Origin of the sequence: Paenibacillus sp. PDC88 (assembly GCF_900106725.1) — a bacterium.
Lineage (GTDB): Bacteria > Bacillota > Bacilli > Paenibacillales > Paenibacillaceae > Paenibacillus > Paenibacillus shunpengii.
In genome coordinates this window covers 141,190-167,447 of the sequence record NZ_FNNT01000009.1, presented here as the reverse complement: position 1 = coordinate 167,447, position 26,258 = coordinate 141,190, and the positions used below count along the sequence as shown (strand labels likewise).

The 26,258-nt window shown below is 43.9% G+C and carries 27 protein-coding genes; 22 read left to right on the top strand and 5 right to left on the bottom strand.

Annotated features, from left to right (window positions below):
- The first annotated feature begins 60 nt into the window (after positions 1 to 60).
- From BLW49_RS23135 to BLW49_RS23095, 9 genes are all read left to right on the top strand, one after another.
- The gene (locus tag BLW49_RS23135) at positions 61 to 1,407 is read left to right on the top strand and encodes an outer membrane protein assembly factor BamB family protein (RefSeq protein ID WP_256209908.1); all 1,347 of its coding nucleotides are present in this window, start codon (positions 61 to 63) and stop codon (positions 1,405 to 1,407) included.
- 203 nt (positions 1,408 to 1,610) lie between these two features.
- Positions 1,611 to 3,983: a helix-turn-helix domain-containing protein gene (locus BLW49_RS23130; protein ID WP_177178829.1), complete on the top strand. Its 2,373-nt coding sequence runs from the start codon at positions 1,611 to 1,613 to the stop codon at positions 3,981 to 3,983.
- A gap of 233 nt (positions 3,984 to 4,216) precedes the next feature.
- Entirely contained in the window at positions 4,217 to 5,143 is a 927-nt protein-coding gene (locus BLW49_RS23125) for an ABC transporter permease (RefSeq protein WP_090727134.1), read from the top strand.
- Between the two features lie 22 nt (positions 5,144 to 5,165).
- Positions 5,166 to 6,041 (top strand): carbohydrate ABC transporter permease, encoded by an 876-nt coding sequence (locus BLW49_RS23120; RefSeq protein WP_090727132.1) that lies wholly within the window; start codon positions 5,166 to 5,168, stop codon positions 6,039 to 6,041.
- Positions 6,042 to 6,147: 106 nt separating this feature from the next.
- Complete coding sequence (locus tag BLW49_RS23115; protein WP_371264618.1) at positions 6,148 to 7,605, top strand: extracellular solute-binding protein; 1,458 nt, start codon at positions 6,148 to 6,150, stop codon at positions 7,603 to 7,605.
- Positions 7,606 to 7,777: 172 nt separating this feature from the next.
- A complete protein-coding gene (locus tag BLW49_RS23110; RefSeq protein ID WP_090727129.1) occupies positions 7,778 to 8,821 on the top strand; it encodes a DUF1835 domain-containing protein in 1,044 nt (347 codons plus the stop codon).
- Positions 8,822 to 8,850: 29 nt separating this feature from the next.
- The gene (locus BLW49_RS23105; protein WP_090727127.1) at positions 8,851 to 9,297 is read left to right on the top strand and encodes a hypothetical protein; all 447 of its coding nucleotides are present in this window, start codon (positions 8,851 to 8,853) and stop codon (positions 9,295 to 9,297) included.
- 80 nt (positions 9,298 to 9,377) lie between these two features.
- On the top strand, positions 9,378 to 10,268 hold the full coding sequence (locus BLW49_RS23100; RefSeq protein ID WP_090727126.1) for a TIGR01777 family oxidoreductase: 891 nt from the start codon (positions 9,378 to 9,380) through the stop codon (positions 10,266 to 10,268).
- Between the two features lie 200 nt (positions 10,269 to 10,468).
- Positions 10,469 to 11,110: a nitroreductase family protein gene (locus BLW49_RS23095; protein WP_090727124.1), complete on the top strand. Its 642-nt coding sequence runs from the start codon at positions 10,469 to 10,471 to the stop codon at positions 11,108 to 11,110.
- Positions 11,111 to 11,257: 147 nt separating this feature from the next.
- On the opposite strand, the gene BLW49_RS23090 is transcribed toward BLW49_RS23095, so the two are convergent.
- Together BLW49_RS23090 and BLW49_RS23085 are read right to left on the bottom strand one after the other, a co-directional pair.
- A complete protein-coding gene (locus BLW49_RS23090; RefSeq protein ID WP_090727123.1) occupies positions 11,258 to 11,779 on the bottom strand; it encodes a hypothetical protein in 522 nt (173 codons plus the stop codon).
- 69 nt (positions 11,780 to 11,848) lie between these two features.
- Positions 11,849 to 12,706, bottom strand: a complete 858-nt coding sequence (locus tag BLW49_RS23085; RefSeq protein WP_090727121.1) for an AAA family ATPase — start codon at positions 12,704 to 12,706, stop codon at positions 11,849 to 11,851.
- Positions 12,707 to 12,898: 192 nt separating this feature from the next.
- Here BLW49_RS23085 and BLW49_RS23080 point away from each other — a divergent pair, with 192 nt between their 5' ends.
- The 3 genes from BLW49_RS23080 to BLW49_RS23070 are packed head-to-tail and all read left to right on the top strand — an operon-like array spanning position 12,899 to position 14,095.
- Positions 12,899 to 13,105: a helix-turn-helix transcriptional regulator gene (locus tag BLW49_RS23080; RefSeq protein WP_076310740.1), complete on the top strand. Its 207-nt coding sequence runs from the start codon at positions 12,899 to 12,901 to the stop codon at positions 13,103 to 13,105.
- Positions 13,105 to 13,545, top strand: coding sequence for a hypothetical protein (locus tag BLW49_RS23075; RefSeq protein ID WP_090727119.1), 441 nt, complete (start codon positions 13,105 to 13,107; stop codon positions 13,543 to 13,545). Before BLW49_RS23080 ends, BLW49_RS23075 begins: the two co-directional genes overlap by 1 nt.
- A gap of 31 nt (positions 13,546 to 13,576) precedes the next feature.
- Positions 13,577 to 14,095 carry a DEAD/DEAH box helicase family protein gene (locus BLW49_RS23070; protein ID WP_076310738.1) on the top strand — a complete coding sequence of 173 codons (519 nt, stop codon included), beginning with the start codon at positions 13,577 to 13,579 and terminating at the stop codon, positions 14,093 to 14,095.
- Positions 14,096 to 14,227: 132 nt separating this feature from the next.
- Here BLW49_RS23070 and BLW49_RS23065 read toward each other — a convergent pair whose 3' ends face one another.
- Complete coding sequence (locus BLW49_RS23065) at positions 14,228 to 14,782, bottom strand: helix-turn-helix domain-containing protein (protein WP_090727118.1); 555 nt, start codon at positions 14,780 to 14,782, stop codon at positions 14,228 to 14,230.
- A 120-nt stretch (positions 14,783 to 14,902) separates the two neighbouring features.
- Between BLW49_RS23065 and BLW49_RS23060 the strand changes: the two genes are divergently transcribed.
- From BLW49_RS23060 to BLW49_RS23045, 4 genes are all read left to right on the top strand, one after another.
- Positions 14,903 to 15,481 carry a LysE family transporter gene (locus tag BLW49_RS23060; RefSeq protein ID WP_076310736.1) on the top strand — a complete coding sequence of 193 codons (579 nt, stop codon included), beginning with the start codon at positions 14,903 to 14,905 and terminating at the stop codon, positions 15,479 to 15,481.
- A 231-nt stretch (positions 15,482 to 15,712) separates the two neighbouring features.
- Positions 15,713 to 16,654 (top strand): tyrosine-type recombinase/integrase, encoded by a 942-nt coding sequence (locus BLW49_RS23055; protein ID WP_090727116.1) that lies wholly within the window; start codon positions 15,713 to 15,715, stop codon positions 16,652 to 16,654.
- 791 nt (positions 16,655 to 17,445) lie between these two features.
- Positions 17,446 to 18,450 carry an LLM class flavin-dependent oxidoreductase gene (locus BLW49_RS23050; protein ID WP_090727115.1) on the top strand — a complete coding sequence of 335 codons (1,005 nt, stop codon included), beginning with the start codon at positions 17,446 to 17,448 and terminating at the stop codon, positions 18,448 to 18,450.
- 170 nt (positions 18,451 to 18,620) lie between these two features.
- Positions 18,621 to 18,947, top strand: coding sequence for a hypothetical protein (locus BLW49_RS23045; RefSeq protein WP_143042150.1), 327 nt, complete (start codon positions 18,621 to 18,623; stop codon positions 18,945 to 18,947).
- Positions 18,948 to 19,015: 68 nt separating this feature from the next.
- Here the strand turns inward: BLW49_RS23045 and BLW49_RS23040 are convergent, their stop codons facing one another.
- Together BLW49_RS23040 and BLW49_RS23035 are read right to left on the bottom strand one after the other, a co-directional pair.
- A complete protein-coding gene (locus BLW49_RS23040) occupies positions 19,016 to 19,534 on the bottom strand; it encodes a spermidine/spermine N(1)-acetyltransferase (protein ID WP_076310732.1) in 519 nt (172 codons plus the stop codon).
- Positions 19,535 to 19,561: 27 nt separating this feature from the next.
- Positions 19,562 to 20,014: a MarR family winged helix-turn-helix transcriptional regulator gene (locus BLW49_RS23035; protein ID WP_090727112.1), complete on the bottom strand. Its 453-nt coding sequence runs from the start codon at positions 20,012 to 20,014 to the stop codon at positions 19,562 to 19,564.
- 208 nt (positions 20,015 to 20,222) lie between these two features.
- Between BLW49_RS23035 and BLW49_RS23030 the strand changes: the two genes are divergently transcribed.
- From BLW49_RS23030 to BLW49_RS23005, 6 genes are all read left to right on the top strand, one after another.
- The gene (locus tag BLW49_RS23030) at positions 20,223 to 21,476 is read left to right on the top strand and encodes a stalk domain-containing protein (protein ID WP_076310730.1); all 1,254 of its coding nucleotides are present in this window, start codon (positions 20,223 to 20,225) and stop codon (positions 21,474 to 21,476) included.
- Between the two features lie 12 nt (positions 21,477 to 21,488).
- Positions 21,489 to 21,860 carry a hypothetical protein gene (locus BLW49_RS23025; protein WP_090727110.1) on the top strand — a complete coding sequence of 124 codons (372 nt, stop codon included), beginning with the start codon at positions 21,489 to 21,491 and terminating at the stop codon, positions 21,858 to 21,860.
- 205 nt (positions 21,861 to 22,065) lie between these two features.
- Entirely contained in the window at positions 22,066 to 22,944 is an 879-nt protein-coding gene (locus BLW49_RS23020) for an AraC family transcriptional regulator (RefSeq protein WP_090727109.1), read from the top strand.
- An 86-nt stretch (positions 22,945 to 23,030) separates the two neighbouring features.
- Complete coding sequence (locus tag BLW49_RS23015; protein ID WP_090727108.1) at positions 23,031 to 24,332, top strand: ABC transporter substrate-binding protein; 1,302 nt, start codon at positions 23,031 to 23,033, stop codon at positions 24,330 to 24,332.
- A gap of 55 nt (positions 24,333 to 24,387) precedes the next feature.
- Positions 24,388 to 25,278, top strand: coding sequence for a carbohydrate ABC transporter permease (locus BLW49_RS23010; protein WP_090727106.1), 891 nt, complete (start codon positions 24,388 to 24,390; stop codon positions 25,276 to 25,278).
- Positions 25,279 to 25,293: 15 nt separating this feature from the next.
- A complete protein-coding gene (locus BLW49_RS23005) occupies positions 25,294 to 26,172 on the top strand; it encodes a carbohydrate ABC transporter permease (RefSeq protein ID WP_083655657.1) in 879 nt (292 codons plus the stop codon).
- Positions 26,173 to 26,258: the final 86 nt, after the last annotated feature.

The window sequence follows — 26,258 nt, the reverse complement described above, 5'->3', positions numbered from 1 at the left end:
ATGGTTAACTCTAACAAAAATGATAGGACCATAAAATATAAAAAGAAGCGAATCAGGAGAGTGATTGCATGTATAACCGCTGGCGTACTGACTATTCATGGCGCAAACATCCTGCCAACTTCTTACGTTAGTGCAGACAAGGCAGATGTTTCTATACGCACCTGGTATTCCGGTTCTACAATTAAAGTCCCTGAATTGAAACCAGCCTGGACACTACGAGTTGACAGTGGTCTGGTGGAGCAGAGTCAGGACACAGGAGTTCAGGCTATTGCTGAAGAGGGGAAAGTGTTTGCATTCTCCGGCAATAAGCTGATCGCAGTCGACGCGCAAACGGGTAAACAGCTATGGAGTTACGGTAACGGAAGTCATTTGAATCCAATCATCACGTATGATCAAGGAATCATTTATGGGATGACAACGGATAAGAAGCCTTATGCTCTCCATGCAAAGACGGGTAAATTAAAATGGCAGGCACAGTCATCCACCTATGTTGATGCAGGGGAACGGACGGAAGCGTTAATACCCACTTCGGATACATTATATGCGATTAATGGCAGTACCACCTTTGCATTTGATAAATCATCAGGCAAGCTCAAGTGGAAGGCGGATGAAGGGAAGGCCGAAGGAAACGGTACTGCTTATCTCGAAGAAGCCGATGGCGTGGTGCTTAGAACCTTCTTCGTTCAAGGAGCACTCACATCCATTCAACTAAATGCATACGACAAGAAGACGGGAAAAGAGCTGTGGGAAGATTTTGGTCAAGGTGATGCTCTCAAGATTCAAGACGGAATCGTGTATTCGATAGACTACTTTTCACCGATGCTGACGGATTATCAGTCTCTGCCCGATCGCAAGGTCATCGTAAATGCGTTTAACCTGAAGACCGGTGTGAAGAAGGGAAGCCGGGAGTACATGTGGAAGCTGGCTGGTGAACCACCGTATAGTTACCATTCGGGAGATGCCTACCTTGCGGGGGACAAGCTGTACATTGAGCAAGGCGATAAAGTCGCAGTATACAATTTTAACAGCTACAAGGCTGGAGAGGGCCCGCTCCGCAGCTTGCAGCGTCCTGATGGAGACAGCTTGGACATGCTCGGAGTTGTGCAGGAACGACTCCTATTCAAGGATGCTACAGGGAATTTAGTCGGCGTTAAGCTGGCGAACGGTCAGAGGGTTGGATGGTATGGGGACGCGCCTGTGGCTCATATTGATGTGTACGGGAATGAAATCTATATGGCACAGCGTAACGGAACCCTGCTCGGTATTCATATGATGACATCTAAACCCGTCTTCCGAGTCAAAACAGGAGCTGATCTGCATGAGGCGACCCTCAAGACAAACGGAATGATTATTATACAGGCAGAAGGCAGGCTGATGGGAGTAAAGGTGCCCGCAACTATGCAGTGACGGAATTGACAGATCGTAGTATGAATTAGCACTACTGCTTATGCAGTGGTGCTTTTTTAGTTCAAAAATCAGTTCATTTGTTGCGTCATAAGAGGTTTTTCCACCAATTTATGGAATATATTGCTCATCTGCTGGCTGTAAATTCCAGGAACAGTCACATTTAGGGTGAATATATTATGATCTTAAAAGGAGGAGCCAAGTTTATGCCTACTTATATGATGCATCTGTTGCGTTTCAGCTTGCTTCTAGGACTGATTCCGGTCCTGACAATGGGCTTCTTATCTTATTACATTGCCGCTGGTGATGTCGAACAGAAGGTATTAGCCAGCAACACGCAGCTGCTTCGGCGCAATGAACAGCAGATTGACGACATGCTGAAAGGACTAGAGCGCTCCACACTACAGCTAGCGAACTCCCCCCTAATGAAGCAAGCGTTACAAGAGAATTGGACACCGGCTCATTTTCAGGAAATTCGAGAGATGTCTTCGGCTTTGTCGAATTTGCAAACCCCAGTCATGACCTCGGAGGCTTATTTTATCCATCTCGGGAACGGCACGGTCACAGGATTGGATCGCTTTCAGAGCCTGGATCAATTCAAGGATAGAGACTTAATCATGAAATATGCTTCCCATGCCAGCAGTCTGTTCATGGATACATCGAGCAGCGAAATCTACACAACGTGGGTCCAAAAAATCCCCCTGTTTCCTATGCGTACGGGTCCAAAAGGGCTTATCGTCGTGAAGATGCCTAAGAAGCATATGGCAGAACGTTTGTCCAAAGCAACAGAGCTGGGATCACAATATATTATCGATGCGAAAGGGAGACTGATCCTTGGCTTCATCCCGGACTCCTGGCAGAAGGAGCTGGATTCAGCGGTCAATACGGAAGTGCTCAGCAGTCTGAAAAATACAGGAATGACAAAGCAATCTGAAGCCTATTCATTTCGGACTCAAGTGGATGGAGCTCAATATAACGTAATCTTTCTTTATTCGGCTTCGTACGGATGGACTCATGTATCTGTCACCTCTGTTGAGGCCATGACCAAGCAAACGCAGCATATCGCGTGGATTACAGCCATGGTCAGTGGCGTCGTTTTAGTCGTCATTTTTGTTACCGCTTACATTTGGAGCCGGCGCATGTACAAGCCGATTCATCGCTTGGTCGAATACTCTCGTCAAACGGATATCGGGCCCGATCAGAATGCTCAGCCTGCTGGTTTGAATGAACTCCACTATATAGAACAAAGCATTCGCAGGCTCTCTTCCTCAAGAACGGAGCTTCAAGCACAGCTGTCTACGCATACGGAGCATATGAGTGAATCACTGATGCTGATGCTGTTATCTAATCGAATACAGGCGGATGAATTTGTGAAGCGATCCTCCAGATGCGGTTTCCCTAAGTCTTGGCAAGCCTTATCGGTGATGAAGATACAGATTGATACCTTCCATCTAAGCAAATATGACGAGCATAATTTGGAGCTGCTGCTGTATGCCATAAACAATATGGTAGCAGAATTAATCAGTCCAGCTTCCAGATTTGCTCCTGTAATACTGGATCATGCTCAAGTCACGCTGCTAATAGAACCGTCCAATAGTGCTGAGAATGCGCAGGGGAATGATCTATTCTACCAAACGGCGGTGCAATTGAAAGACAAGATCGAAAGCTATTTGCAGCTGCAAATCAGTATTGGTCTCAGCCGGTCCTTCCTGGACTTGTCTGCTGCGCCTGAAGCTTATATGGAATCCGCCTCTGCCCTAAGGCAGCGGATGGTGCCGGATGCAGGCTGCATCATTCGTTACACGCCACAGCGAGCAGATCATTCAGACGGCAGAACTCCGTATGCCAAGCTGCGGGAGATTGAAGAACATATTCTGTATTCACTGAGGAAAAGAGAACAGGATCAGCTCTCGCTCGCAATGGAGCTCTACCTGAACGAAATTACGGAAAATCGGGCCTTTCAACCGGAGCTCAATATCCTGCTCATTAAATTGGCCATGCGAATTATTGAAACAGCGCAGACACAAGAGCTGGAATTACATCTGGGCGGAACGCTAAGCGGAGAGAAGCTGCTATCTAAGCTGACCAAGCTAAATACAAAGGAAGATATACGATATTGGTTCGAACAGCAGCTCTTCATGCCTGTTATTCATGCCATGGAACAGCAGGCGGAGGAGCAGCAGGTAAGAATTGCGAGCCGTATGCTGGAAATGATTCATTCCAGATTTGATCAGGACATCACGCTGGAGTCGTGCGCTGCTGAATTGAACTACCACCCTTTTTATCTGAGCAGAGTATTTAAGAAAGATGTCGGCATGCCGTTCAGTGAATATTTAACTTCCTATCGGATGAGCCAGGCAAAGCTGCTGTTGGAGAATACGAGTCTGCTCGTGTCCGATATCGGACGTAAGCTGAAGTATGCCAATACGAGTGCCTTCATACGAACCTTTCGAAAATGGGCAGGAATGACGCCAGGGCAATATCGGGAGCAGTATGAACGAAGCACAGTGCGAACGAAGGCGGATCCGGAACTGGAACTGAAGCGGGAGCGAGAGCCCAAGTTAGAACCAGAACGTTAGCGATGAGCTTTTAGGTCCGCATTGGCTATACCTTATATCCTGCATACTGAAGGTTATGGGGGAGTTATTGTGCGCTAATTGGTCGTGCTCTGCAACAAATGAATGGAAGGTTATGAAATGATCATTTCCTGTCATCCCGTTGATCTGCATAATTATCCCTAATCTAATGCAGAAGGGGGAGGAAGATCATCAAGTACCGGTCAGAATTAGCGGATGCCAAGCCGGATGCGGTCATGATGAGAATGCGAAAAGAGGGATCATTGTCCATAGCAGGTCTACTACGAGATAAATGGCTGTATGTCATGCTTATACCCGGCATCCTGTATTTTCTTATATTTAAATACGTGCCGATGTATGGTCTAATCATGGCCTTTCAGGATTTCAAGCCGCATCTTGGGTTTTTCGGTAGTCCATGGGTAGGAGTGAAGCATTTCGAACGATTGTTCAGTGATCCGCAGTTTCTTATCTTGTTCCGGAACACGTTTCTACTCGCTTTTTACAATTTGGTTTTCTTTTTTCCGGCACCGATCATTCTTGCATTGATGCTGAATGAGATCCGGAGGGAAGGCTTTAAACGATTTATACAAACTCTCATTTATATTCCACACTTTGTATCGTGGGTCGTTGTAGTGGGGATATGCTATATTTTGCTGACAACCGAGAACGGAATTCTTAATGAGCTCATCTATCAGTTGACGGGACAAAAAATTGCCTTCCTGCTCGATGCAGAATGGTTCAGAACGGTTATTGTCTCTCAGCAAATATGGAAGGAAGTGGGCTGGGGAACGATTATCTTCCTTGCGGCACTAACTGGCGTGGATATGCAGCTATATGAGGCCGCACGGATGGATGGAGCAGGGAGATGGCGTCAGATATGGCATATTACACTGCCTGCGATTCGGAGCACCATCATTATTCTGTTGATCCTTCGGCTTGGCAGCTTTTTGGATACCGGATTTGAACAGATCTTCCTCATGCTGGCTCCAACAAACCGGGATGTCGGCGAAGTGTTCGATACATTCGTCTATACCAAAGGGCTTCTCCAGGGTCAGTACAGCTATAGCGCAGCTGTGGGGATGTTTAAGTCCGTGGTGGCTCTTGTGCTGGTGGTCTCCGCCAATTGGTTAGCCAAGAGGTTTGGCGAAGAAGGCGTTTATTAAAGGAGGGAGGTGGGGTTCTCATATGGTTCAGGATAAAACCGCGGCGAGTCGGATTTTTGATGTACTTAACTATATCTTGCTTACATTGGCTGCTCTGGCGGCCGTGCTGCCCTTCATCTATGTCATTGCTGTCTCGTTTACAGCGCCGCAGGAAGTGGCTAAGGGTGGACTCATTCTTTTTCCGAAGGAGTGGTCGCTGTCTGCGTACCAGTATATTTTCTCAACCAATACGCTGATTCGCAGTTTAAGTGTTACGATCTATGTCACGATTGTCGGTACGCTGTTTAATCTCGTGTTCACTTGTCTGATGGCTTACCCGCTCTCCAGACCTCGGCTTCAAGGACGTAGATATATTATGCTCGGCGTGTTGTTCACGATGCTGTTCAGCGGAGGAATGATTCCGACTTACTTTGTTGTACAGAACCTGCATCTAACCAACTCCTTATGGTCGCTCATCATTCCAAGTGTCATCAGCGCATTTAACCTGATCGTACTCAAAAATTTCTTTCAGCAGATTCCGAGCGAGCTGGAGGACTGTTCTAAGATCGACGGATGTACCGATATCGGTGTATTCTTTCGGATTGTATTGCCGCTCTCGGGTCCTGCCATTGCTACATTTGCGCTATTCTATGCTGTAGATCATTGGAATACTTTTTTCAGTGCGGTCCTGTATATCAACGATAATACCAAGTGGCCCATTCAGGTGTACTTGCGTGAGATCGTCATCCTAGCTCAGAGCAGTGTCGGGGATTCTACCGCGTTCAAGGATCTGGATATTCAGCCGCTCACGATTCGCATGGCGGTCGTTGTGTTCGCCACCATGCCTATTCTGCTCGTATATCCATTTTTACAGAAGCACTTTGTGAAAGGCGTTATGCTCGGTTCAGTTAAAGGCTGAGATGATATGCGCTGAGTCGCCTCAATGAATATGTAACTTAAAATGAATAGATAAGGGGATGTTACTTTTGAAAAAAGTTAAGCGCTTACTTTCGGGTGCATGTGTAATGTCGCTGTCCACCACCTTATTACTTGCAGGATGCGGCACTTCCGATGATGGCCGTGCAGCTGTTGATGGAGACAGTCCGTTTCCCATTAGTATGGCGATTGTTCAGGTTGGGGAAATTCCGGAGAGCGGTGATGTAGAGAAGGCAATTGAGGAATATACGAATACAGACCTAAGTATTCAGTGGGTTCCGTCCTCTGCCTATGATGAGAAGGTCAGTGTCATGATTGCTTCAAATGAGATGCCGATGATCATGAAGCTGAATTACGTACCCATTGTAATTAGCGCACTGCAATCCGGACTATTTTGGGAGCTGGGACCTTATATTGACGATTATCCAAATCTGAAGGCGCAGGATCCGAATCACTACAACAACATCTCTGTTGAAGGGAAAATATACGGCATTCCGTTATTCCGTGACATGGGACGTGCTTCTTATAACTACCGCAGCGATTGGCTCGAGACCTTGGGTATGGAGCTGCCGGACAATCTGGATGAGTGGTATGAGCTGCAGAAGGCGATGGTACAGAAGGACCCGGATGGCAACGGTAAGGATGACACCTACGGATTTGTGCTCGACAAAGGCTACAATACGGGACATTCCGCAGTAACGACACGTCTTGCGGTTAGTATCGGGGGAGTAAATAAATGGGGGCTTGTCGATGGTAAAATTACACCCGAGTTCATGACCACACCGTATGTGGATGTGCTTGATATGTTCAGACGGATGTATGCGGAAGGCTTGATCAATCAGGATTTTGCGGTGATGGACGGTACGGAAACAGGAAAGCTGTTCGATTCAGGCCGTGCCGGTCTTGGAAATGCGGTCGCCCAAGCCCTGAAGAGTCAGTATGAGCGGCTTACTGCAACCGACCCAAGCTATGTCGTGGATAATGCGGCCTGGACAGGACCCGAAGGTATAAGACTTGCTGGTGAGCCAGGGCATAATGGATTCTTGGCCATTCCGAAGCAGGCGGTGAAGTCTGAGGAAGAGCTGAAGCGAGTGCTTGAATTTATTAATGCCCTGCTGGATGAACCGTCTTCGACCCTGCTGATGAGAGGCATCAAGGATGTGCACTATAAGGAAACGGAGGATGGCCGGACGGAGTTTATTGATTTTGCCCTATTCCAGCAGCAAGTGAAGCCATATCGCGACAATCTGCTCAATATCGAGGGCTATCATGTGAAGCCGCTGAAGGATACGCCTCAAGGTGAAAAAGGGACCGCGATGGCGAAGGAGAACGCTAAATACGTGGTGCCGAACATCAGCCTAGGTCTCACATCCGCAACCTATATGGAAAGAGGAAATGAGCTTGACCTCTTAATCAGTGATGCCCAAACGAAATACATTATGGGACAGATTGACGAAGCCGGCTGGCAGGCAGAAGTAGATAAATGGCTAAAAGCAGGAGGTTCACAGGTTATTGAGGAATTCCAAGCATCGTATGATGCAAAATAAGAGATTTTACGAGCGAGAAAGGATTGCGAAGGTCAGCAATCTCTTCTCGTTTTTTGTTTCCAGCGTTCAGTTCAATAACAAGTCACGGTGCCTATTTATAACGATAACGATACTTTTTCAATTAAAGCGCGTTTATAATAGATAGGCAAATGCATAAATAGGGGGGACCAAGATGCCTGATCTCGATCAATTAAAACGGACCGTTGAGCAGATGAACGAATCCGAGCTCAGGACCCTGATGCTTCACTTCATGATCCATATGCAGATGGCACAAGAGCAAGACATCTTGAAGGAACAATTGTATGATCGAATGCTGAACATTTATGAGGCTGTTTTGAATACTCAAAACCAGCAGATAGCTCAGAGACGAAGCTGGATGCCGGATGAGAACACGAAAAATATACATATCGTATTCGACGCATCTGCTGCCGGTAGTGTGAAACAAATGATACGAGAGCATGGCTCCCGTGACATCGATCGAATTCTGCAGTTTGATGAAGTGTTCTCCATAGGTCCGATCTGGCGGCTGGCTGAAGAGCAAGGGAAGGAACATCGAAGAGCCTGGTTTCGTCAGCATCTGGATCCAAAATTTGAGAATGTCGGGGACGGGCATTATCCTTCTATTGAATCCCTACCTGCAGATGCTGCGATATATATATGGTGCAGCAATAATGCACACGAGCAGACCGGACTGCGATTTGTGAGCTGGTTATTAAAGGATCGCTCTAATCATTTGTATATACTGGATGCTCCAGCCGCTAATGAACAGAAAGAAGATCAGCCGGGTGTATTACAATTCTATTCCCATACAGGAGAGATCCCATCAAGAGATTTATCGCGAGTGTATCAAGATCCATCCAAGCATGTTCTAGTTACAGCTGAGCAGAGACGTTCTTATGAGCAAGAATGGCAGTCACTGTCTGAGAGCACAAATGTGCTCCGAATATGGGCATTTGGTGAGCTGATCTCAGTAGAGGTGACCTATTTTGATGATTTTATATTGGAGAAGGTTCGTATACTTGAAGAGGATAAGCCCAATGGGGAGTTCCTGAAGGCTGCTAGAGTCATTGGCGAAGTGATCGGACATTCCGGACAGTATACAGGTGATGCATTCATCGAATACCGGCTGAGAGAGCTGATCTACAGTGGCAAACTAGAGATACAAGGTGTACCTAGAGCAATGAGATATTACAGTGTACGCAGCAAGGGAACATAAACAAATGACAACAAGAGGAATGACGGCAGATGAAAATAATGGAATTATATACTTCTGAACTGAATGTGGATACGATCGCATTTTCCATCTTATTAATCGTTTTTGCAATGGGAAACGCAGTCGTCGTATCCAGGCTGATTACGTTATCTAAGCAATATGTATCAAGGCTTCGGTATATTATCGGTTTGATTCTACTATTCGCAGGAGGAGCGGCAGGGTTCGAGCTCGTTATGAAATACTTGCCTGACATAGGTCAAGCGGTTCCTGGACCAGGAGCAGGAATGCTTCTGATTGGTATCGGGGTAGCAGTGATCCTAACCGTCGTCTTTATAATTGTAGAAAAGTATGTCTTCCGCTTCAACAAGCTGCTAAATCCGACGATGTTATTTATTGCAGCCCAGCCCGTGCTGTTTCTCCTGTTCTTTGCAATCTTTGTTGCACTGGACAAATGGGGGTTAGTGACTCTTAATCAATGATGATGTAAGAATAGCGCTTGAACTATGAACGAATGAACCAATCCAATAGAGATCTTATCAATGAGAAAATAGGTGAGCGTATGAAGAAGGTCGTTCTTGCAGGAGGGACTGGCTTTATCGGCCAATATTTCCAACATGGTTTCGAGCAGCTGGGATATTATGTGTTCATCATCTCTAGACAGCAAGGTCATATTTCTTGGCAAGATCATGCCGGAATCGTTCAGGCACTGGATGGTGCAGATCTGTTAATTAATCTGGCCGGTAAGTCGGTAAACTGCAGATACAATGCATCGAACAAGAAGGAGATCATGGAGTCGCGTACGCGCACAACTCGGATTCTTGGAGAGGCGGTACTCCATTGCCGCAAGCCCCCGGCTCTGTGGATTAACGCAAGCACGGCAACGATCTACCGTCACGCTGAGGACAAACCGATGACGGAACAATCAGGTGAGTTAGGTACGGGATTTTCTGTGGAGGTGGCTAAGGCATGGGAAGAAGCCTTCTTTAGCTATGTTCTGCCTCATACAAGGCAGGCTGCTTTACGTATTGCTATTGTTCTCGGACCGGGCGGAGGCGTATTGACACCTTATATTTATTTGACGCGATTTGGGCTAGGGGGCAAGCAGGGGCCAGGCAATCAGAAATTCAGCTTCATCCATATCGAGGATCTGTTCCGCATAGTGCAGTATATACAGAGCCGCGAAGATCTCGAAGGTGTATTTAATGCATCGGCTCCGTATCCGGTGACTAATCGTGAATTAATGCACGAGATGAGGAAGACAATGCGTGTCCCTGTAGGGATTCCAACCCCCAAGTGGATGCTGGAGATGGGGGCTATTGTTATTCGAACGGAGACAGAATTGATACTGAAGAGCAGGTGGGTTGTACCAGAACGGTTATTGGAAGAAGGCTTTGAATTTAAATATCCGACGATACAATCGACCTTGAAGGCGGTACTGAACATCAAATAATTTAGCATATGTGATCGAATTAAAGCCGGTTAATAACACGTATGGTCATCGTGCCCGATTCACTGAAGTCTATACTTATCAATGAGATATAGACACGATATAGGTTGAAAATAAGTTGACAAAAATTAAATTTTGCATTATATTATTTTCGTTTCAATTCGTAATTATAATAATTACAGATATTAGGGAGGCATTACAAAATGACCCAGGATATACAAGCCAATTTCTTTAATTTGATTCGTGAACGTCAATCTATTCGCAGCTACGATCCGAGTGTTACGATTTCAGAAGAAGAACTGAAAGCCATTCTTGAAGATGCCGTGCTTGCACCTTCTTCGTCCAACTTACAGCCATGGCGCTTTATTGTGGTTAACGATCCGGCAGTCAAAGAGACACTCAAGCCGATCGCAAATAACCAGCAACAAGTCGTGGATTCCGCAGCGACAATTATTGTACTAGGAGACAAAGAAGCATATAAACGGGCAGATGAGATCTATGATCGTTCTGTAGAGCTGGGCATGCCTCAGGAAGCTCGGGATGCTTACGTACCAAGAATGTTAGAATATTACCGTACGATGTCAGAAGAAACAGCTCGGAGTACAGCTGAGATTGACGGAGGTCTGGTGTCCATGCAGTTGATGCTGGCTGCAAAGGCAAGAGGTTATGACAGTGTACCTATGGGTGGTTTCTCACATGAGCGTCTTATTGAAGAGTTTAAGATACCTTCTCATCTAGTTCCCGTCATGCTCATATCCATAGGTAAAGCAGCGAAGCCTGGTTTGCCAAAATCTCGTATGGCTCTCGATCGGGTAACTTATTGGAATGCGTTAACTCAAGAATAATAGTTGCTTTTATCCCGGGTGAGGGTAAACGCCAGTTCATAACAGCAGTGACTAATTGTCGCTGCTGTTTTTTCTGCTGTATGAATTCCATAGATCCGGGTTCTCTTTTAGAGGTGTGTCAAGCTATCGCTAATCATCATTTGTTCATTATTGAAAAATGTCGGACATTTTAATGCTAAGCGCTCGGGTCATGTTCTCCACCTTGGTTCTGCCATCCTCAAAATAATAGGAATACAGAACGATATCCCCGTCTGATTTGATCATCCGCTCAAACTGATCTTCATTCATTGACAATTCCATGTTCTCCTCAAGCCACTCATTTTTAGTCAACAGGGTAGGTATAGCAATACTCTCAGAGGAACTCGGTGGAAGAATAGATTGGTCGTCTATTTGCAGATCAATTCGGTGTATATCATAGCCATGCATGATCTCTATCTTAGATTCGCTGCCCACATATCGGAGACCAGCTTGAAATCGCAGCAATTGAGCCGTTTGTTCATTCACTAAATTTGTTTTCAGTCTTATCTGATAATCATCAATTCTTTTGATTGCGGTAACCGATTTCTCCGTCTTAACGATCTCATCCGGTGTGTAATCGACGTTGGAAGAGCAAGCAGACAGCAGCATGAGGATGAATAATAAAGTGAGACCAGTTATAGATACTCGCATTTTCGACCTCCAAAGGGTTGTCATATAAGAACTGACGCAGGGGAGTGGAGGAATGTTCCATTTATCTGATTAATTGAAGGCATTCTCATTCTTTTTGAAGAATTCGTAGTATGTGCGAACATGATCTAATTCGGTCCAGTGTCTCACCTTCACAGGATTTTCATCCAGGTTATAGATCTTTGCTCCATTCATGGATAGCAGGAAAGGGGAATGTGTAGAGATAATAAACTGGCAGCCAAAAAAACGAGCAGAATCTTCAATAAATTTCATCAAATCCAGCTGACGTTGTGGAGAGAGACTGTTCTCTGGCTCATCCAGAATATAGAGTCCATTTTCTCCGATTTTTTCAGTGAAATAGCGGAAGGCACTTTCCCCATTAGAATATTCCCTTACATTATCCATCAAAGTGCTTCGCACATATCGGGACTGTGTTTTACTTCTAGCGGTATTTACTTTCTTCAACTGATCGTAATCTTCCATAGATCTCATCTGAAATTGCGAATATTTCGCATCCAAGTATTCTTTGAACAATTCTTCCCGTTTATGATCAATCCCCTCGTTAAGATTTCGAATATTCAACATGTAGTCAAACACGTCATCACTAGTAATAATCCTACTATTTTCTGGGATGTCTGCTCTGGTATGCATCTCGCACATACGCACATAATCAGGATAAAAATTAGATTTATTATAGATAGAATCACGTTGAATTCCCGTTTTCTCTGCGATCACATTTAATGCAGTGGACTTCCCTGAACCATTCCCGCCGTATAGAATCGTCACCGGCTCAAAATCAATGACCTGTAAGCCATTTTTGGACATGATTTTGAAGGGATAAAATGAGTCATAGCACGTTCTCTTTATATTCATGAAAAAATCAAATTCCATGTCATCATTCGGAAATGAAAAAGTATGTAAATAAATCATCCTTCTCCTCCTTAAACAGTATCTATACTAAACTACTTGTTCCCGAGAAAAATGTCTAGAAGCGATCTGATTTAGTAAATGAGAAGGATGGATTAAATATAATTACCAGATAAGATGCAAAGTATGCTTGACATAAAATGCAAAGTAAACTATTCTAAAATTGCAAAGTAAACATTGCAAGGAAGTGGTCAATTGAAGACGAGAATTGCTGAACTGCGTAAGCAACATAAGCTGTCGCAGGAGGAACTAGGGCTCATTGTAGGGGTGACCCGGCAAACCATTACCTCCATTGAAACGGGAAAATATACGGCTTCCCTCGTTCTTGCCTACAAAATTGCTCAATATTTTGGACTTACCATTGAAGAAGTGTTTGATTTCAGCGAAGTGGAGGAAATGTAATGGAGAAGTACAAGGTTCAAATAAGAACTCGAAAGAACGCACTGTCGGTGGTAGCTGCTGCTATGTTATTGATCTATGCGGGACTTGTGTTTTATCGAGGTGGTCTGCCTGATTTACCTAGTTTTATAAAAGGATTTCACACGGGGGCATTTATCGGTGTTGAATTGTGCATTGTGTTTTTTCTAGCCAGGTATATTAAAGCCATCAAGAATGAAGCAGAGCTGAAGAAGCTGTATATCGAAGAGAAGGACGAGCGGAATGCAGTGATTCTTCAGAGTGCCAGCTCACTCAGTATGGTCATCATTCTTGTAGGTCTTGGGATGGCCTCTGTCATCGCCGGTTTCTTCAACACAATGATATTCTATACCTTAATGGCTGCTTTATTTTTTGTTTTGATCGTGTTTTTTGCATTGTGGATCTATTTTGCAAAGAAGATCTAACAGCTTAATAAGATGAATCGAGGTTGAATCAATGGAGAGTAAATTACCTTTATTTATCGTAACGGGTGCAAGCGGTTCCGGGAAATCCTATGTAATTCAGGATCTGCGGAGAATAATGCCTGAATTTGATATTTTTGATCCTGATCATCTTGTTGATTTTGTTGGGCACGATTGGGAGAAGATCCGAAATATTTGGCTGAGAGTTGCCCGAAATATCGCGGAGAGTGGACGTATGACGATTATATGCGGAACCATGATGCCTTGGGATATTGAGAAATGTGCAGACTTTTCGTTCTTTAAGCATGTGTATTATCTGAACCTACATTGTCATGATGTAACACGGGAAAAACGCCTTCGTGAGAGAAATTGGCCAGAGGAAGAGATTCAGAACCATCTTAACTTTGCAGCTCGATTGCTTGAAATTGCTGGCGAGGCTTATAATCCACCCATGCCTACAATTGATACTACGGAGACGGATGTCACTCAAGTTGCCCTTCAAATAAAAGAATGGGTTCATCAGTACACTAGAGGTAATGAATGTCCTGATTGAGGAAAATGACAAAACAAGAGATCTCTTTCCTACAGAACTTAGATGCAGCTGGTTAAGGAGCCAGCTGTTTTCTTATTGTCCAAGAAAATATTTTGATAGCCGATCTCATTAGCGATTGTTACCTGCATCCTCTCAAGAATTCGAATAATAAATAATCATGCTGGCACGGGTGATTTCGGGTCCTGAATTGTGGTACACATGCTCGCGATCGGCACGAAACCGGATGGAGTCTCCAACGTTCAATGTATATTCCTCCCCGTTAAACCGAACCGTTAACTGACCATCGAATACGGTGATGAATTCCTCCGTTCCTTCCTCATGAGGCTCAGCACTCAAATAGCCACTTTTATCGATCTCAAGCGAATAAACCTCAAAACGCCTGCCGTCTTCAAAAGGGAAATAAGGGTATACTCTAAACTTTTCATTATCGTCATAGATCGCTTTCGTTTCGTTTTTGGACACGATCACCGTATCTTCGGCAGGCTCGTTAATTAACGAGGTAAATGAAATTTTTAATCCGTTCGCTATTTTCCATACCGTTTGTATCGTTGGGCTGGACTCGCCGCGTTCAATTTGGCCTAACATCGTCTTGCTGACCCCTGTTAGATCAGAGACTTTATCGAGACTAAGCTTTCTCTGATTCCGCAAACTCTTCAAATTTTTGGCAAGCACAGAATTAATATTCAAAAAAATTCTCCTTTCGTCTGTTGTGCTTTATAACGTCTATACTGTACAATATAAAGCGTAATTGTGTACGTTAAAACGCACATTTTGTATAATTATAACATACATAGGGGTGAAAAACATATGCTCTTCATGTCTTTTTTGATTTATGTATTCGTAGGCTCTTTTACTCCAGGGCCAAACAATATCCTCTCAATGTCGAATGCGTCACGATACGGTTATAAAAAGACACTGCCTTTTAGTTGCGGCGTAATGACCGGATTTTTTGTAGTTATGCTGTTCTGCAGTTGTTTTAATCTTCTCTTGTTCCGATTTATACCCAAGATCGAATTCGCGTTGGCGATTATAGGTAGTATGTACATGATCTATTTGGCGATCGGCATAATGAGGAGCAAGCCACAAAAAAAGGAAGAGGAGACGAAGCCGTACACTTTCTTAACAGGCGTGTTGTTGCAGTTTATGAATCCGAAAGGGATTTTGTACGGCCTGACAGCGGTATCTACTTACATCCTTCCTCACTATAATTCGAGCTTAAGCCTTATTTTGTTTTCAATCTTTTTGGCTTTTATTTCCTTCCTTTCAACTTCCAGCTGGGCTATGTTTGGATCTTTGTTTCAACGTTTTCTTGCCAAGAACGAGAGGCCATTTAACGTACTTATGGGATTGTTGCTTATTTATGCCGCATTTTCAATACATGTATAATAAGGTACCGATGAGACACTGATAATTCAATCCAACGAGGAACATAGCCATTCAAAAAAGCTGTGTCAGATGAGGATATGATACAGCTTTTAGCGTTTAATTCCGCTTTCTTTCCACAAAAAAACTGCGTATAATATAAATTATACGCAGTTTTTGATTTAATCTATTTTTATATCTGCACTCGATCACTTGGTCAGTTTAATAGCAGCTTAGAAAGTGGTGAAGACGAGCATGATGACAGATTACATACAGGATACTTATACGGAGGAGCTCGAGGCCTTTGACATCTGGTTGAAGGATGCGGGCTACACAGGTTATACCGTGAAATCTTACAAGAGTGATGTATCTGAATTTTTAGAGACGCTGGAAGGAAAACCGATTGATCGGGTAAAACGGCTTCAGGTGCTGTCCTTCTTATCCAAGGCACGTGACCGTGGTATTAGTGATGCGACTAGGAATCGGAAGCATGCAGCCGTGAATTGCTTTTTCAAAGCTCTAATTGAGCTGGAGCTCCTTACGGTTAATCCGGCGGCTGGAATTAAGAAATCCAAGACAGAGAAGAATAGAGTTCCTGTTTTTATGGATGAACAGCATCTATCACGTTTCATGGCATCAGTAGAGGGGAAATACCGGGAACGGAATTTGGCGATCTTTTTGCTCATGGGCTATATGGGACTTCGTGTAGGTGAGGTTCATTTGCTCAATTTAGGTGATTACAACGCCGAGAGAAAAACGCTGAGTGTATTCGGCAAAGGCCGTAAGTGGAGGCTGCTTCCTGTACCCGATGCTGTTGGTGAAGTGCTGAAGAATGTGATCTATAAAAGGATTTCACCTCGGAAGTCGAAGGAGGATGCTTTGTTCGTATCCCAGCAGGGGAGAAGGCTGTCCATACGTACGATACAGCTCATTGCTTCTGAAGCGTTTGAGCGTTTTCAGAAAGATGTACCTCCTGCACAGCACGTATCCTATTCGAGTCATAAGCTCAGGCATTCCTTTGCTACGATGATGCTTCGTAAAGGCGCTGATTTGCGTACAGTGCAGGAATTGCTGGGTCATTCGTCGATTCAGACGACAACCGTATACACTCACGTTACGAATCGGGAGAAGGAGCAGGCGATGGCTATGCTAGATATTGTCGTTCCTGATTATAGTGATGCTGGTAACAGTAGATAATTCAATTTCCGTAATAAATATTATGTAAACTAATAAGTGAATCAATATTCAATTTAATTCAGACGATAACATTTTTATTTAATTCATAGCCGATTGCTTTAAAAGGATTGTAAACGGGGAATTTCTTACCGGCCTGAGGAAATTACAATTAAGGCAGATTCGATCTCGCCTGGCCCTTATGTTGAAATAAGAGATGATGATGTGATCGTGGCAATGGGAGACGAGAAATGTACGATCGAACGGCCCATTTTATTCATCAAAAAATGCAACCGGAACAAGACAAAGACAGACATGTTCACTCATAACGAGAGAATATGTCTGTTTTTATATAAACTATCAATGAATGTAAACTAGATCAACTAGAGATGCGATTTAGAAAAAAAGTATAACGGATATTTTCGATTTTCGTAATAAATATTATGTAAACAAATGTCGCCTCAAAACACTTGAACAGTATCCTGAGCTGGAGTGGATTGCCAATGAGCTGGAGTGCCTCCTGACGGAGCAGGAAATGTGTGGATGTAGATGCCCTGCTTGAAGATGATGTGGCTCGTGATTTTCTGATCGAGAAAGGTATAATTGAAGGTTAAAATGAATTTTAAAAGGGGATTCGCCTATATGGCGGATCTTTTTTGCCAAGATCTATAATTATACTCTACATATTAAACATTATGTAAACTAAATTTCTGAATTAGGAGCATCCGTCATAATCTTTTATAATACATAGAAGGTGCAATTAACGTAACTCAGCATCTTAAAATCAACATGTAAGACAGAAGGAGGAGTGTACAATGCGCGTCAGTATACTGGATCAAACACCGCTGAAAGTGAAGGGCACTCCTGAATTGGCTTTTAACGAAACGGCCCAGCTGGCAAAGTTTGCTGATCAACTTGGATATACACGGTATTGGGTAGCTGAGCACCATAGCACCGATGCGATGGGCGGTTCTTCGCCAGAAGTGCTTCTCGGTTATATCGCCGCGATGACGTCAAATATGCGGATTGGTTCAGGCGGTGTTATGCTGCAAAATTACAGTTCGTACAAGGTCGCTGAGAATTTCAAAGTACTATCTGCGCTTGCGCCCAATCGAGTGGATTTGGGGGTAGGCAGATCCCCTGGTGGTTTACCGAATTCGACTAAGGCGTTACAGGACCTGCAGCTTCGAGACCCGGATACCTTTACAGATCAGCTGCGTAGTCTGCAAGAATATCTAGGAAGAGTACTCCCTGTGTCCCATCCATTAAGAGGATTGATGACCACCCCACGTACTCAGTTCATTCCGGAGCTGTGGCTTCTCGGGACGAGTCGCTCCAGTGCGCGGCTTGCCGCATCCATGGGTCTTCGGTACGCCTTTGCTTATTTCTCACCAGGGCAGGAGGAGCAGCTCTATTCCGCTTTCCGTGAATATAGAAGGAGTTTTGTACCTCATGAGGGTCTTCATGATCCTTACGGGCTGGCGGCGATTCGGGTGATCGCGGCAGATACGGATGAAGAAGCGGAGGAGCTTGCAAAGACTTCCATACAGTTTACCTTTTATTTGAGAAAAGGGAGAGTGCTGCGAATGGACAGTCCGGAAGCCTGGAATGAAGCCGATCTGTCTCTGCGTGACAAGGAACTAGTGGACTCCATTAAACAGGCTCATATCATAGGCTCTAAGCAAACTATACAGAGAAAAGTAACCGAGCTGCAGGAACAGTATCTGTTCGATGAGCTGATGGCATTGTCCTTTATCTACGATTTGGATAAGCGCAAGGAATCCTTTCGTATATTGCATGAGGCTGTGAGAGATCTCTAGATCCTGCGCATATTTCAATATTGAATTCGGATGTGGTATTGTAGAAGTGGTAGCGAAACACTAGCATACAATATCAGATCTCATATCAAAAAGGTGGAACCATTCGTTGAACAAGAAGAAAAGACCAAAAATCACTGCTCTATATGTTAAAGGGAGATACAGCGGCTGAAGTGCCTGTCAAAGCAAAGGGCAAGCTGAATTGGACAGCATCCTTCAAGCTGTTTAAAGTATATCGTCAGGTGAGGGCAAGTAAAATGCTGGCTCCAAGCCTCATTATTTTGTATTTTATCTTTGCGCAGATCATGCTGCTCTTTTTCTCCATAATTATGTCCGTCTCGCTCATTCCATTTTTCCTGCTGGGCATTCTCCTATGGGCGATATTGAATAAATATTTAGTCTGGGTGCTCAAGGAAACAACGATTCGTACGTTAATAAAAGAAGGGTATACTCCCAAAGGTCAAGAGGATCAAGCTTACGTAGACGCCTTGTACCTGTAATATGTAAATTCAAGCCAGCCTTAAACAAGGTTGGCTTTTTCTTATTTTTAGAATGTCGCTTGAGCTGCTTATGAAAGGGGTCTAGACATTATAAGGTCAATTTGCTCTTCATCGCCCATCAAAAAAGGGTGAGATCCGGTTTGGACGAATCCCATTTTCTTATAAAATGCGATGGCTGGCTCATTCTTCTCCCAAACACCTAACCAAATTTTTGTTTTGTTACGTTCTAATGCTATTTCAATAGCTCTATTTAACAATTGCTTGCCAAGGCCATGTTTTTGAAATTTGTTCCTGATATATATTCTTTCTATTTCAAGTGATTCATCACCCATTAGTTCAGATTGAGCATCATTGATATTAATCTTTAAATACCCAGCGGTTACATTATTGAAATAAACAAAATAGAAATCAGATGAAATATTGGACAGTTCTTTTTCCAACTGTTTGGAATGAAATGCTTTTGCCAGATAGGAATTCATATTTTCTGGTGAGTTTTGATTTCTGAATGTGTCATTAAATGTTTCAATACTTATTTCTTGGAGCAGGAGCACATCTTCACGAGTGCATTTTTTTATGTTAACAACCATATGAATATGTCACATCCCAATGTATTTTTAATAAATTCTTTTTTTTCCTCTTTTTACATATTCCCAATCTTTTTCGATATTTGATCTTATTCTTTTGAGAAAGTGAAGCATGTTTTCTGTTTCTATGTCTGAGAACCCTTCTAAAGCAACACGTTCAGAATAATCGTTCTCTTCCTTAATAAAAGGATAAGTAGTCATTCCTTTTTCTGTAGGAAAGAGTTTCTTTATTTTTTTATTATGCTTGTCCTCTTTTTTTTCAATAAAGCCACTCATTTCGAGTTTTTTTACAGCACGAGCTGCTGTAGTTCGATCTACTTTAATCATTTCAGCCAACTTTTCTTGAATAATTCCGGGTTTTTCACAAATTCGCACTAGATACAGATATTGGCCTTTAGTCAGATCGTATTCTTTGAACTCGATATTACTTATAGAATCTAATGCTCTTGCTATCATTCCAATTTCACGAAGAATCTCCGTCATAACTCAACTCCTTAAACTTATTGTTGCATATACAACAAAAATCACATAATAAACTTACCTCATAATTGTTGTAAATGCAACAAATATGAAGAGATGTGTTATCAGATTAAAGAAAATTAACCTATTTCTTCTATTATTATAGTAAAATATGCAGCGTTGATAGATACAGCTTTTACTATAATGACTCAGAATGGGAGACGAGCGAGAAATGAAGCAATGGGGAAAAATACTGCTCAGCTGCGCCATTGTATTAGGTTCAGCAGCAGGTGGAGCTGCAGCTCCGTTTGCACAAGCGGCGAGCACCAATCAAGTGAAGATTATGCTGGACAATTATCCTTTGCCTTTTCCAGTAGAGCCGGTCGTCATTAGCGGAACAACGATGGTCCCTTTCAGAGCCATATCCGAAGCGCTTGGGATCAACGTGGTATGGAACCAGAAGGCCAAGAAAATAACGGCTTCCAAGCTGTCGGATGGCATTAAAAAGACAGTTGAACTCACTCTCGGCAGCAAGACAGCAAAAGTAAACGGACAAAACGTCTCATTAACGTTAGCCCCGAGGACAATCAGCAATACAACGATGATTCCACTTAGCTTCTTCAGTCAGCAGTTTGGTGCGGGCGTAGGCTGGAACCAAGCGTCCAAGACGGTATCCATTACATCGCCTAGAGAAGAGATGTACACGCTTGGCTATTATGCTCTGCGTTCCTTTGATGAAATTTCCTATCTCCATCATTTTGACGCTGCCGCGTTTGGCTGGAGCCGTATTGATCGAGAAGGTAATTTTACGTTAACAGGGGATGAGTACAGATGGCCAGCTCCATCAGGAGAGATTACTGGTGAATCGATTATTAATGATGCTGCATCGGAAGGAACAACTCCCTTTCTCATGGTATATTCCGTAGATGGCATGCTGGAGCTGACGAAGAACCTCGAAGACAAGGAACTGCGAAGTCAAACGATAGACAGCATAATGGAGGCAGCAACAGAAAAAGGCTTCAAAGGCATTGCACTGGACCTCGAAGGACTCGGGATGACTGGTGATAAATCCAAGGTAAAGAGCGATTATAATGCATTTGTCAAAGAGCTGTCTTTAAGAGCCAAGCAGCAAGACATGAAGCTGACCGTCATTGTGCATGCACTGAACAGCGTGTATCAAGGCTATGACTATAAGACGCTCTCAAATCTTGCGGATGATCTTGTCATCATGGCGTATGCCTATGGAGATGAAAAAAGTCCTGAGCCCGTGGCAAAGGTGGATGAAGCCATACAGCTGGCACTGAAGCAGGTTGACAAGGATAAGCTTATTCTGGGGATATCCCGTGGCAGCGAAACTGCAGCTAGCATTAATACGAAGATTGGTCTTGCGAAGCGATATGATCTGAAAGGCATTGCTCTATGGCGTCTTGGAATTATAGGTCCTGCTACCTGGGCTGAAATGAACAAGACCATTGTGCTTGATTAAGTGGAGGTTCAATTGAGAAAATTCAAGTTGCTCGTTGTGCTTCTGTTCCTATGTGCTGCAGGCTGCAGCGGGAGCAGCAAGGAAGCTGAGCTTTCTTATTTTCTATCCGATACAGAAGGGATGTACATAATTCATCTGTTTCGCGATTCGAGCAGAGAGCTAGATAACAAGCTGCTTGAGTATATGAACTCAAGTGAGGATTTGCTGGAGGTTATTCAAGGTATACAATTGTATGACATCAATACTGCCGATGACCAGATTAGAGCGAAACGGGTGGATGTTGAAGAGATTCCGACGATGTTAATTACCGATAATCACGAAATTGTACTTCGTACGCAGAGCATTCAGGAAGTGAAGAATTACTTTGAAGATATAATGAAGTGATTAACGAACTTAACCGTCGTGAATTCCGATCAAAAGTTGACTCCTAATAGTTATACGTGTTAAAAAAATCATAGTGAAGTTGATAAGCCGCTGCTTTCATTTATATTGAAGACAGCGGCTTATTTATATTTTTGCTGGTACGAACCGGGGGAGCATAACTATAATAAGGTAGTGTGATAAAAACGAATAGGAAAGGGTGGAGAGAATGGGCGTACCGACATTTCTTGAAACAGGTCATATGACAGAAGGTTTTCCTATCAGGGTTATTCATACGGGTGATCAATTTAACTATGCAGCACATTGGCATGAAGAGGTTGAGATGGTATTTGTCAAAGGGAACTATGGGCGTATTGGCGTGAACAGCAGTATTTATGAGCTTCAAAAAGGCGATGTGCTGGTGATCAAGCCTGGGGATGTACATTGTTTTTTGCCGGGAACACAGAATTTAACCATTATATTGTTTCGGATGGAGCTGTTTACGAGCAGCTTTATAGAAGACACAGATTGGCTTGGTATGAAGCAGTTATTTAATAAAACAACCGTTATTCCTGCTTCGACATGTAAAGAGAGAGCATTAGGAGAATACCTCAGTGCGCTTTCAGCGGAAGAGAGCAACCGACAGGCAGGTTATAAATGGGCCATGATTGCAAGGCTGTATGACTTTATTGTACAGCTCCTGCGCACAATCGATCCTAGTGAGGATTCCGATGCGCTTAACTGGCAAATTACAACCTCGAAGAAGTTTGAGTTTATTGAGGGGGTATGTGAATATCTGGAGGAGCATTACGCTGAGAATATCAAGCTGGATCAGGTCGCTGATCATATTAAATTTAGTAAATTTTACGTCTGCAAGCTGTTCAAGGACATTAAGGGCATCACGCTGATGGAGTATTTGAATCATTTTCGAATTATCAAGTCGGAATGGGCGCTGCTGTTCAGTGAGGATTCCATTCTTGATATTGCGGTAAGCCACGGATTTAACAATATTAACTCATTTAACCGCCTGTTCAAAAAATATAATAACTGCACCCCGTCCGATTTTCGAAAGAAGCATAAAACAAACAACGCAAAATATGAAGGATGATGAACAATATTGGTGAAGAAAGCCTACTTCAAAATCAATATAATCGAATAAAATGTAAGCGTTTCCTTAATTGAAGGAGGGAGCTCATGAATCTATTTTCTCGTCACCGGAAGCCGCAGGTTAAACGCCATCATCTAGTGCTGCTTGTACTTCTATGCTCAGCCGTATTGCTGTCAGGCTGTCAGCTCCAGGCCTTGGCCGAATCTAATGATAACGAGATCACGGTGTGGAGCTTCACGGATGAAGCCGGCTATGCGATTGAGAAGTTCGAGGAGAAGTACCCGGACATTAAGGTTAATTTTGTCAACATTCCGGGTAATTTCTATATCACCAAGCTGAAGTCGGCACTTCAGACCAGCTCCAAGGCACCTGATGTCTTTATGATTGAAAACGCTAACATTAGAGAGCTGATTGATGTGCCTTACCTGCAAAATCTGTCGGAGGCACCTTACCATGCGGACGAACTGCTTCCTGAGCAGTATCCTTTTGTCCAGGCCAATGAGAAAGACAGTGAAGGAAATGTTAGAGCAATTGGTTATCAGGCAACTCCGGGAGCTATCTATTACCGGCGGGATCTGGCGAAGGAATACTTGGGGACAGATGATCCCGAAGAGGTCAGCAAGCAAATTGACACATGGGACAAAATCTTTGAGATCGGCGAACGGGTACAGCAGGAGAGCGGCAACCAAGTCCATGCTTTGGCGAACTGGAACGCGATCTCGAACTCTTATGACGGAATACCTTGGGTACAAGACGGCAAGTTTGTCATGGATGATACGTATCTGGAAATTCTGAACCTTGTTAGAGAAGCGAGAGAACGTAAGGTGCTTGCGGAATATGAAGAAGGAAGTGCAGGCTCCGCTGCCTCCATGCAGAAGGGCACCGTTATGTTTTACCCAGCAGCCACCTGGGGGCTTCAATACACCTTTAAGGCCAATGCTCCGGACACTTCTGGCCTGTGGGGGCTCGCTAAAGGACCCACTGGATTCAGCTCGGGTGGAACCTATATTGCCATGTACAGCAATAGTGACAAGAAGGATCTGGCCTGGAAGTTTATTGAGTTTTATAACTTTGACCACGAATTTCTGTCTCAGCTGGCACAGGAACAAGACTACTTTACGAGCAACATGATCGTGAATGATCAGCTGGCAGAGACAGTAACGTCGGATTATCTTGGCGGGCAGAAGCATTTTGAGTTCTTCTCAGAAGCAGCAAAAGACGTACCTGTCTATGAAAGAACGAAATATGACACGGTGATCAACAATGATATATTCAAAAACGTCCTTCAGCTGTATCTGAACAACGACATTCAAACGAAGGAGGAAGCGGTAAAGAGGATTAAACGCGACGTCAAATTGAGATTTCCAGAGCTCGAAGGATTGGAGTGAAATGCTGAATACGAAAGAACGTAAATAGGAAACCGATGACGGGGGGGACCAATGAATGTTTGCTAAGTCCATACGCAAAGACCACTATGGTTATTATTTTATTGCTCCGTTTTTCATCATTTTTCTCATCTTTGGACTTTATCCGATTCTGTACAGCTTATACATCAGTTTCACCAACTGGGACGGAATTACGACGCCGGAGTTCGTCGGCCTTGGCAATTACGCGGCGGTCGTGCAGGATCCGCTCTTTTGGAAGACACTGTTTAATACGTTATTCATATGGGGAATATCGGTAGTTCCTCAGCTGACCGTGTCGCTGGTATTGGCTTTTATCCTAAATGACAAGCTTCTCAAGGGAAGAGATTTTTTTAGGGCCGTATATTTCTTTCCGAACATCGTCACTGCAGCTTCCTTAGGTTTGCTGGTGAGCTTGATCTTTGATTGGCAGTCCGGGGGACTCAATCACTTTCTAGTCCAGGTGGGTCTCATTGAGAATCCGATCAATTGGAAGAACGATCCTTGGTTCATGCGGCTGATCGTATCGGCGATCTTGTTCTTTCAATATTTTGGCTACTCCATGGTGATCTATCTTGCAGGCCTGCAGGGCATCGACCCTTCCTTGCAGGAAGCGGCCCAAATTGACGGCGCGGAGAAGAAGCATATCTTCCTTCACATCATCGTTCCTATGCTGCGCCCGATTATTTTGTTCCAGATCATTACGTCCATCATCGGCGGCATTCAAATCTTTGATCAGCCTTTTACACTGACGAACGGAACAGGGGGACCTGACCGGGCAGCGATGACAAGCATTATGTATCTGTACAATGTTGCTTTCCAAAGCACGCGTTTTGGTTATGGAGCAGCCATTGCCTTCTGCTTGTTCGTGATCATTATTTTGTTGTCGGTTGCCTCGTTCGTGATGACGAAACGCAAGAGCAGCTCATAAGAGGGGGGAATGAGGATGCAAACGGCCAAATCATTAGAGCAAAGCATGGCTTATGAGAGAAAAGCAAAGGTAAATCGGCTGACACCCGGCAAAGTATTGATCTATCTTTTTCTAATTGCACTAGCCATTATTTGTATTATCCCGTTCTATCTCATGCTGATCTATTCTACCCATAACAATGCTACGATCGCGTCAACCTTCACCTTTCTTCCGGGTTCGTTCCTGCCCGACAATTATGCCAATATGGCTTCCAAGATCAACATTTGGCGGGGCTTCGGGAACAGCATCTTTATCGCAGGAGCTTCCACGATTCTCTCTCTGTATATCGGTGCCTTGACGGCTTTTGGATTTGCAAAATATAAATTCAAAGGCCGCACCTGGCTGTTCCTGTTCCTGCTGGCAACGATGATGGTACCCGGGCAGCTGGCGCTGATCGGGATGTATCGACTGTTCAGTACACTCGGCATGCTGGACAGCTATGCAGCCATCATATTGCCGGCGGCAGCCAATGCCTTCAACGTATTTTTCATCAAGCAATTCATCGAGAGCAGCATTCCGGATGAGATTATCGAGTCATCACGGGTTGATGGGAGCGGAGAGTTCAGAACCTTTAACCAGATTGTGCTGCCGATTCTTGGACCTGCGGTAGCAGCGCTTGGCATATTTACATTCATTGGCTCATGGAACAACTTCCTTACTCCGCTTGTATTGTTCTTCTCACTGGATAAATATCCACTGCCGGTGCTCGTTGCACTGGTTCAGGGATATTACGGTATGGATTATGGACTCCTGTACTTGGGTGTCGCCATCTCGATTGTCCCTATTATTATCGTGTTCGCCGTGTTCTCCAAACAGATTATCGGCAGCGTTGCACTCGGGGCGGTAAAAGGTTAGAGAATGACAATATGATATGTAGATGAAAGGCAAGGTTCACGTGAGTTCTACTGCGCTCGCATGAATGTTGCCTTTTTGATCGTTTC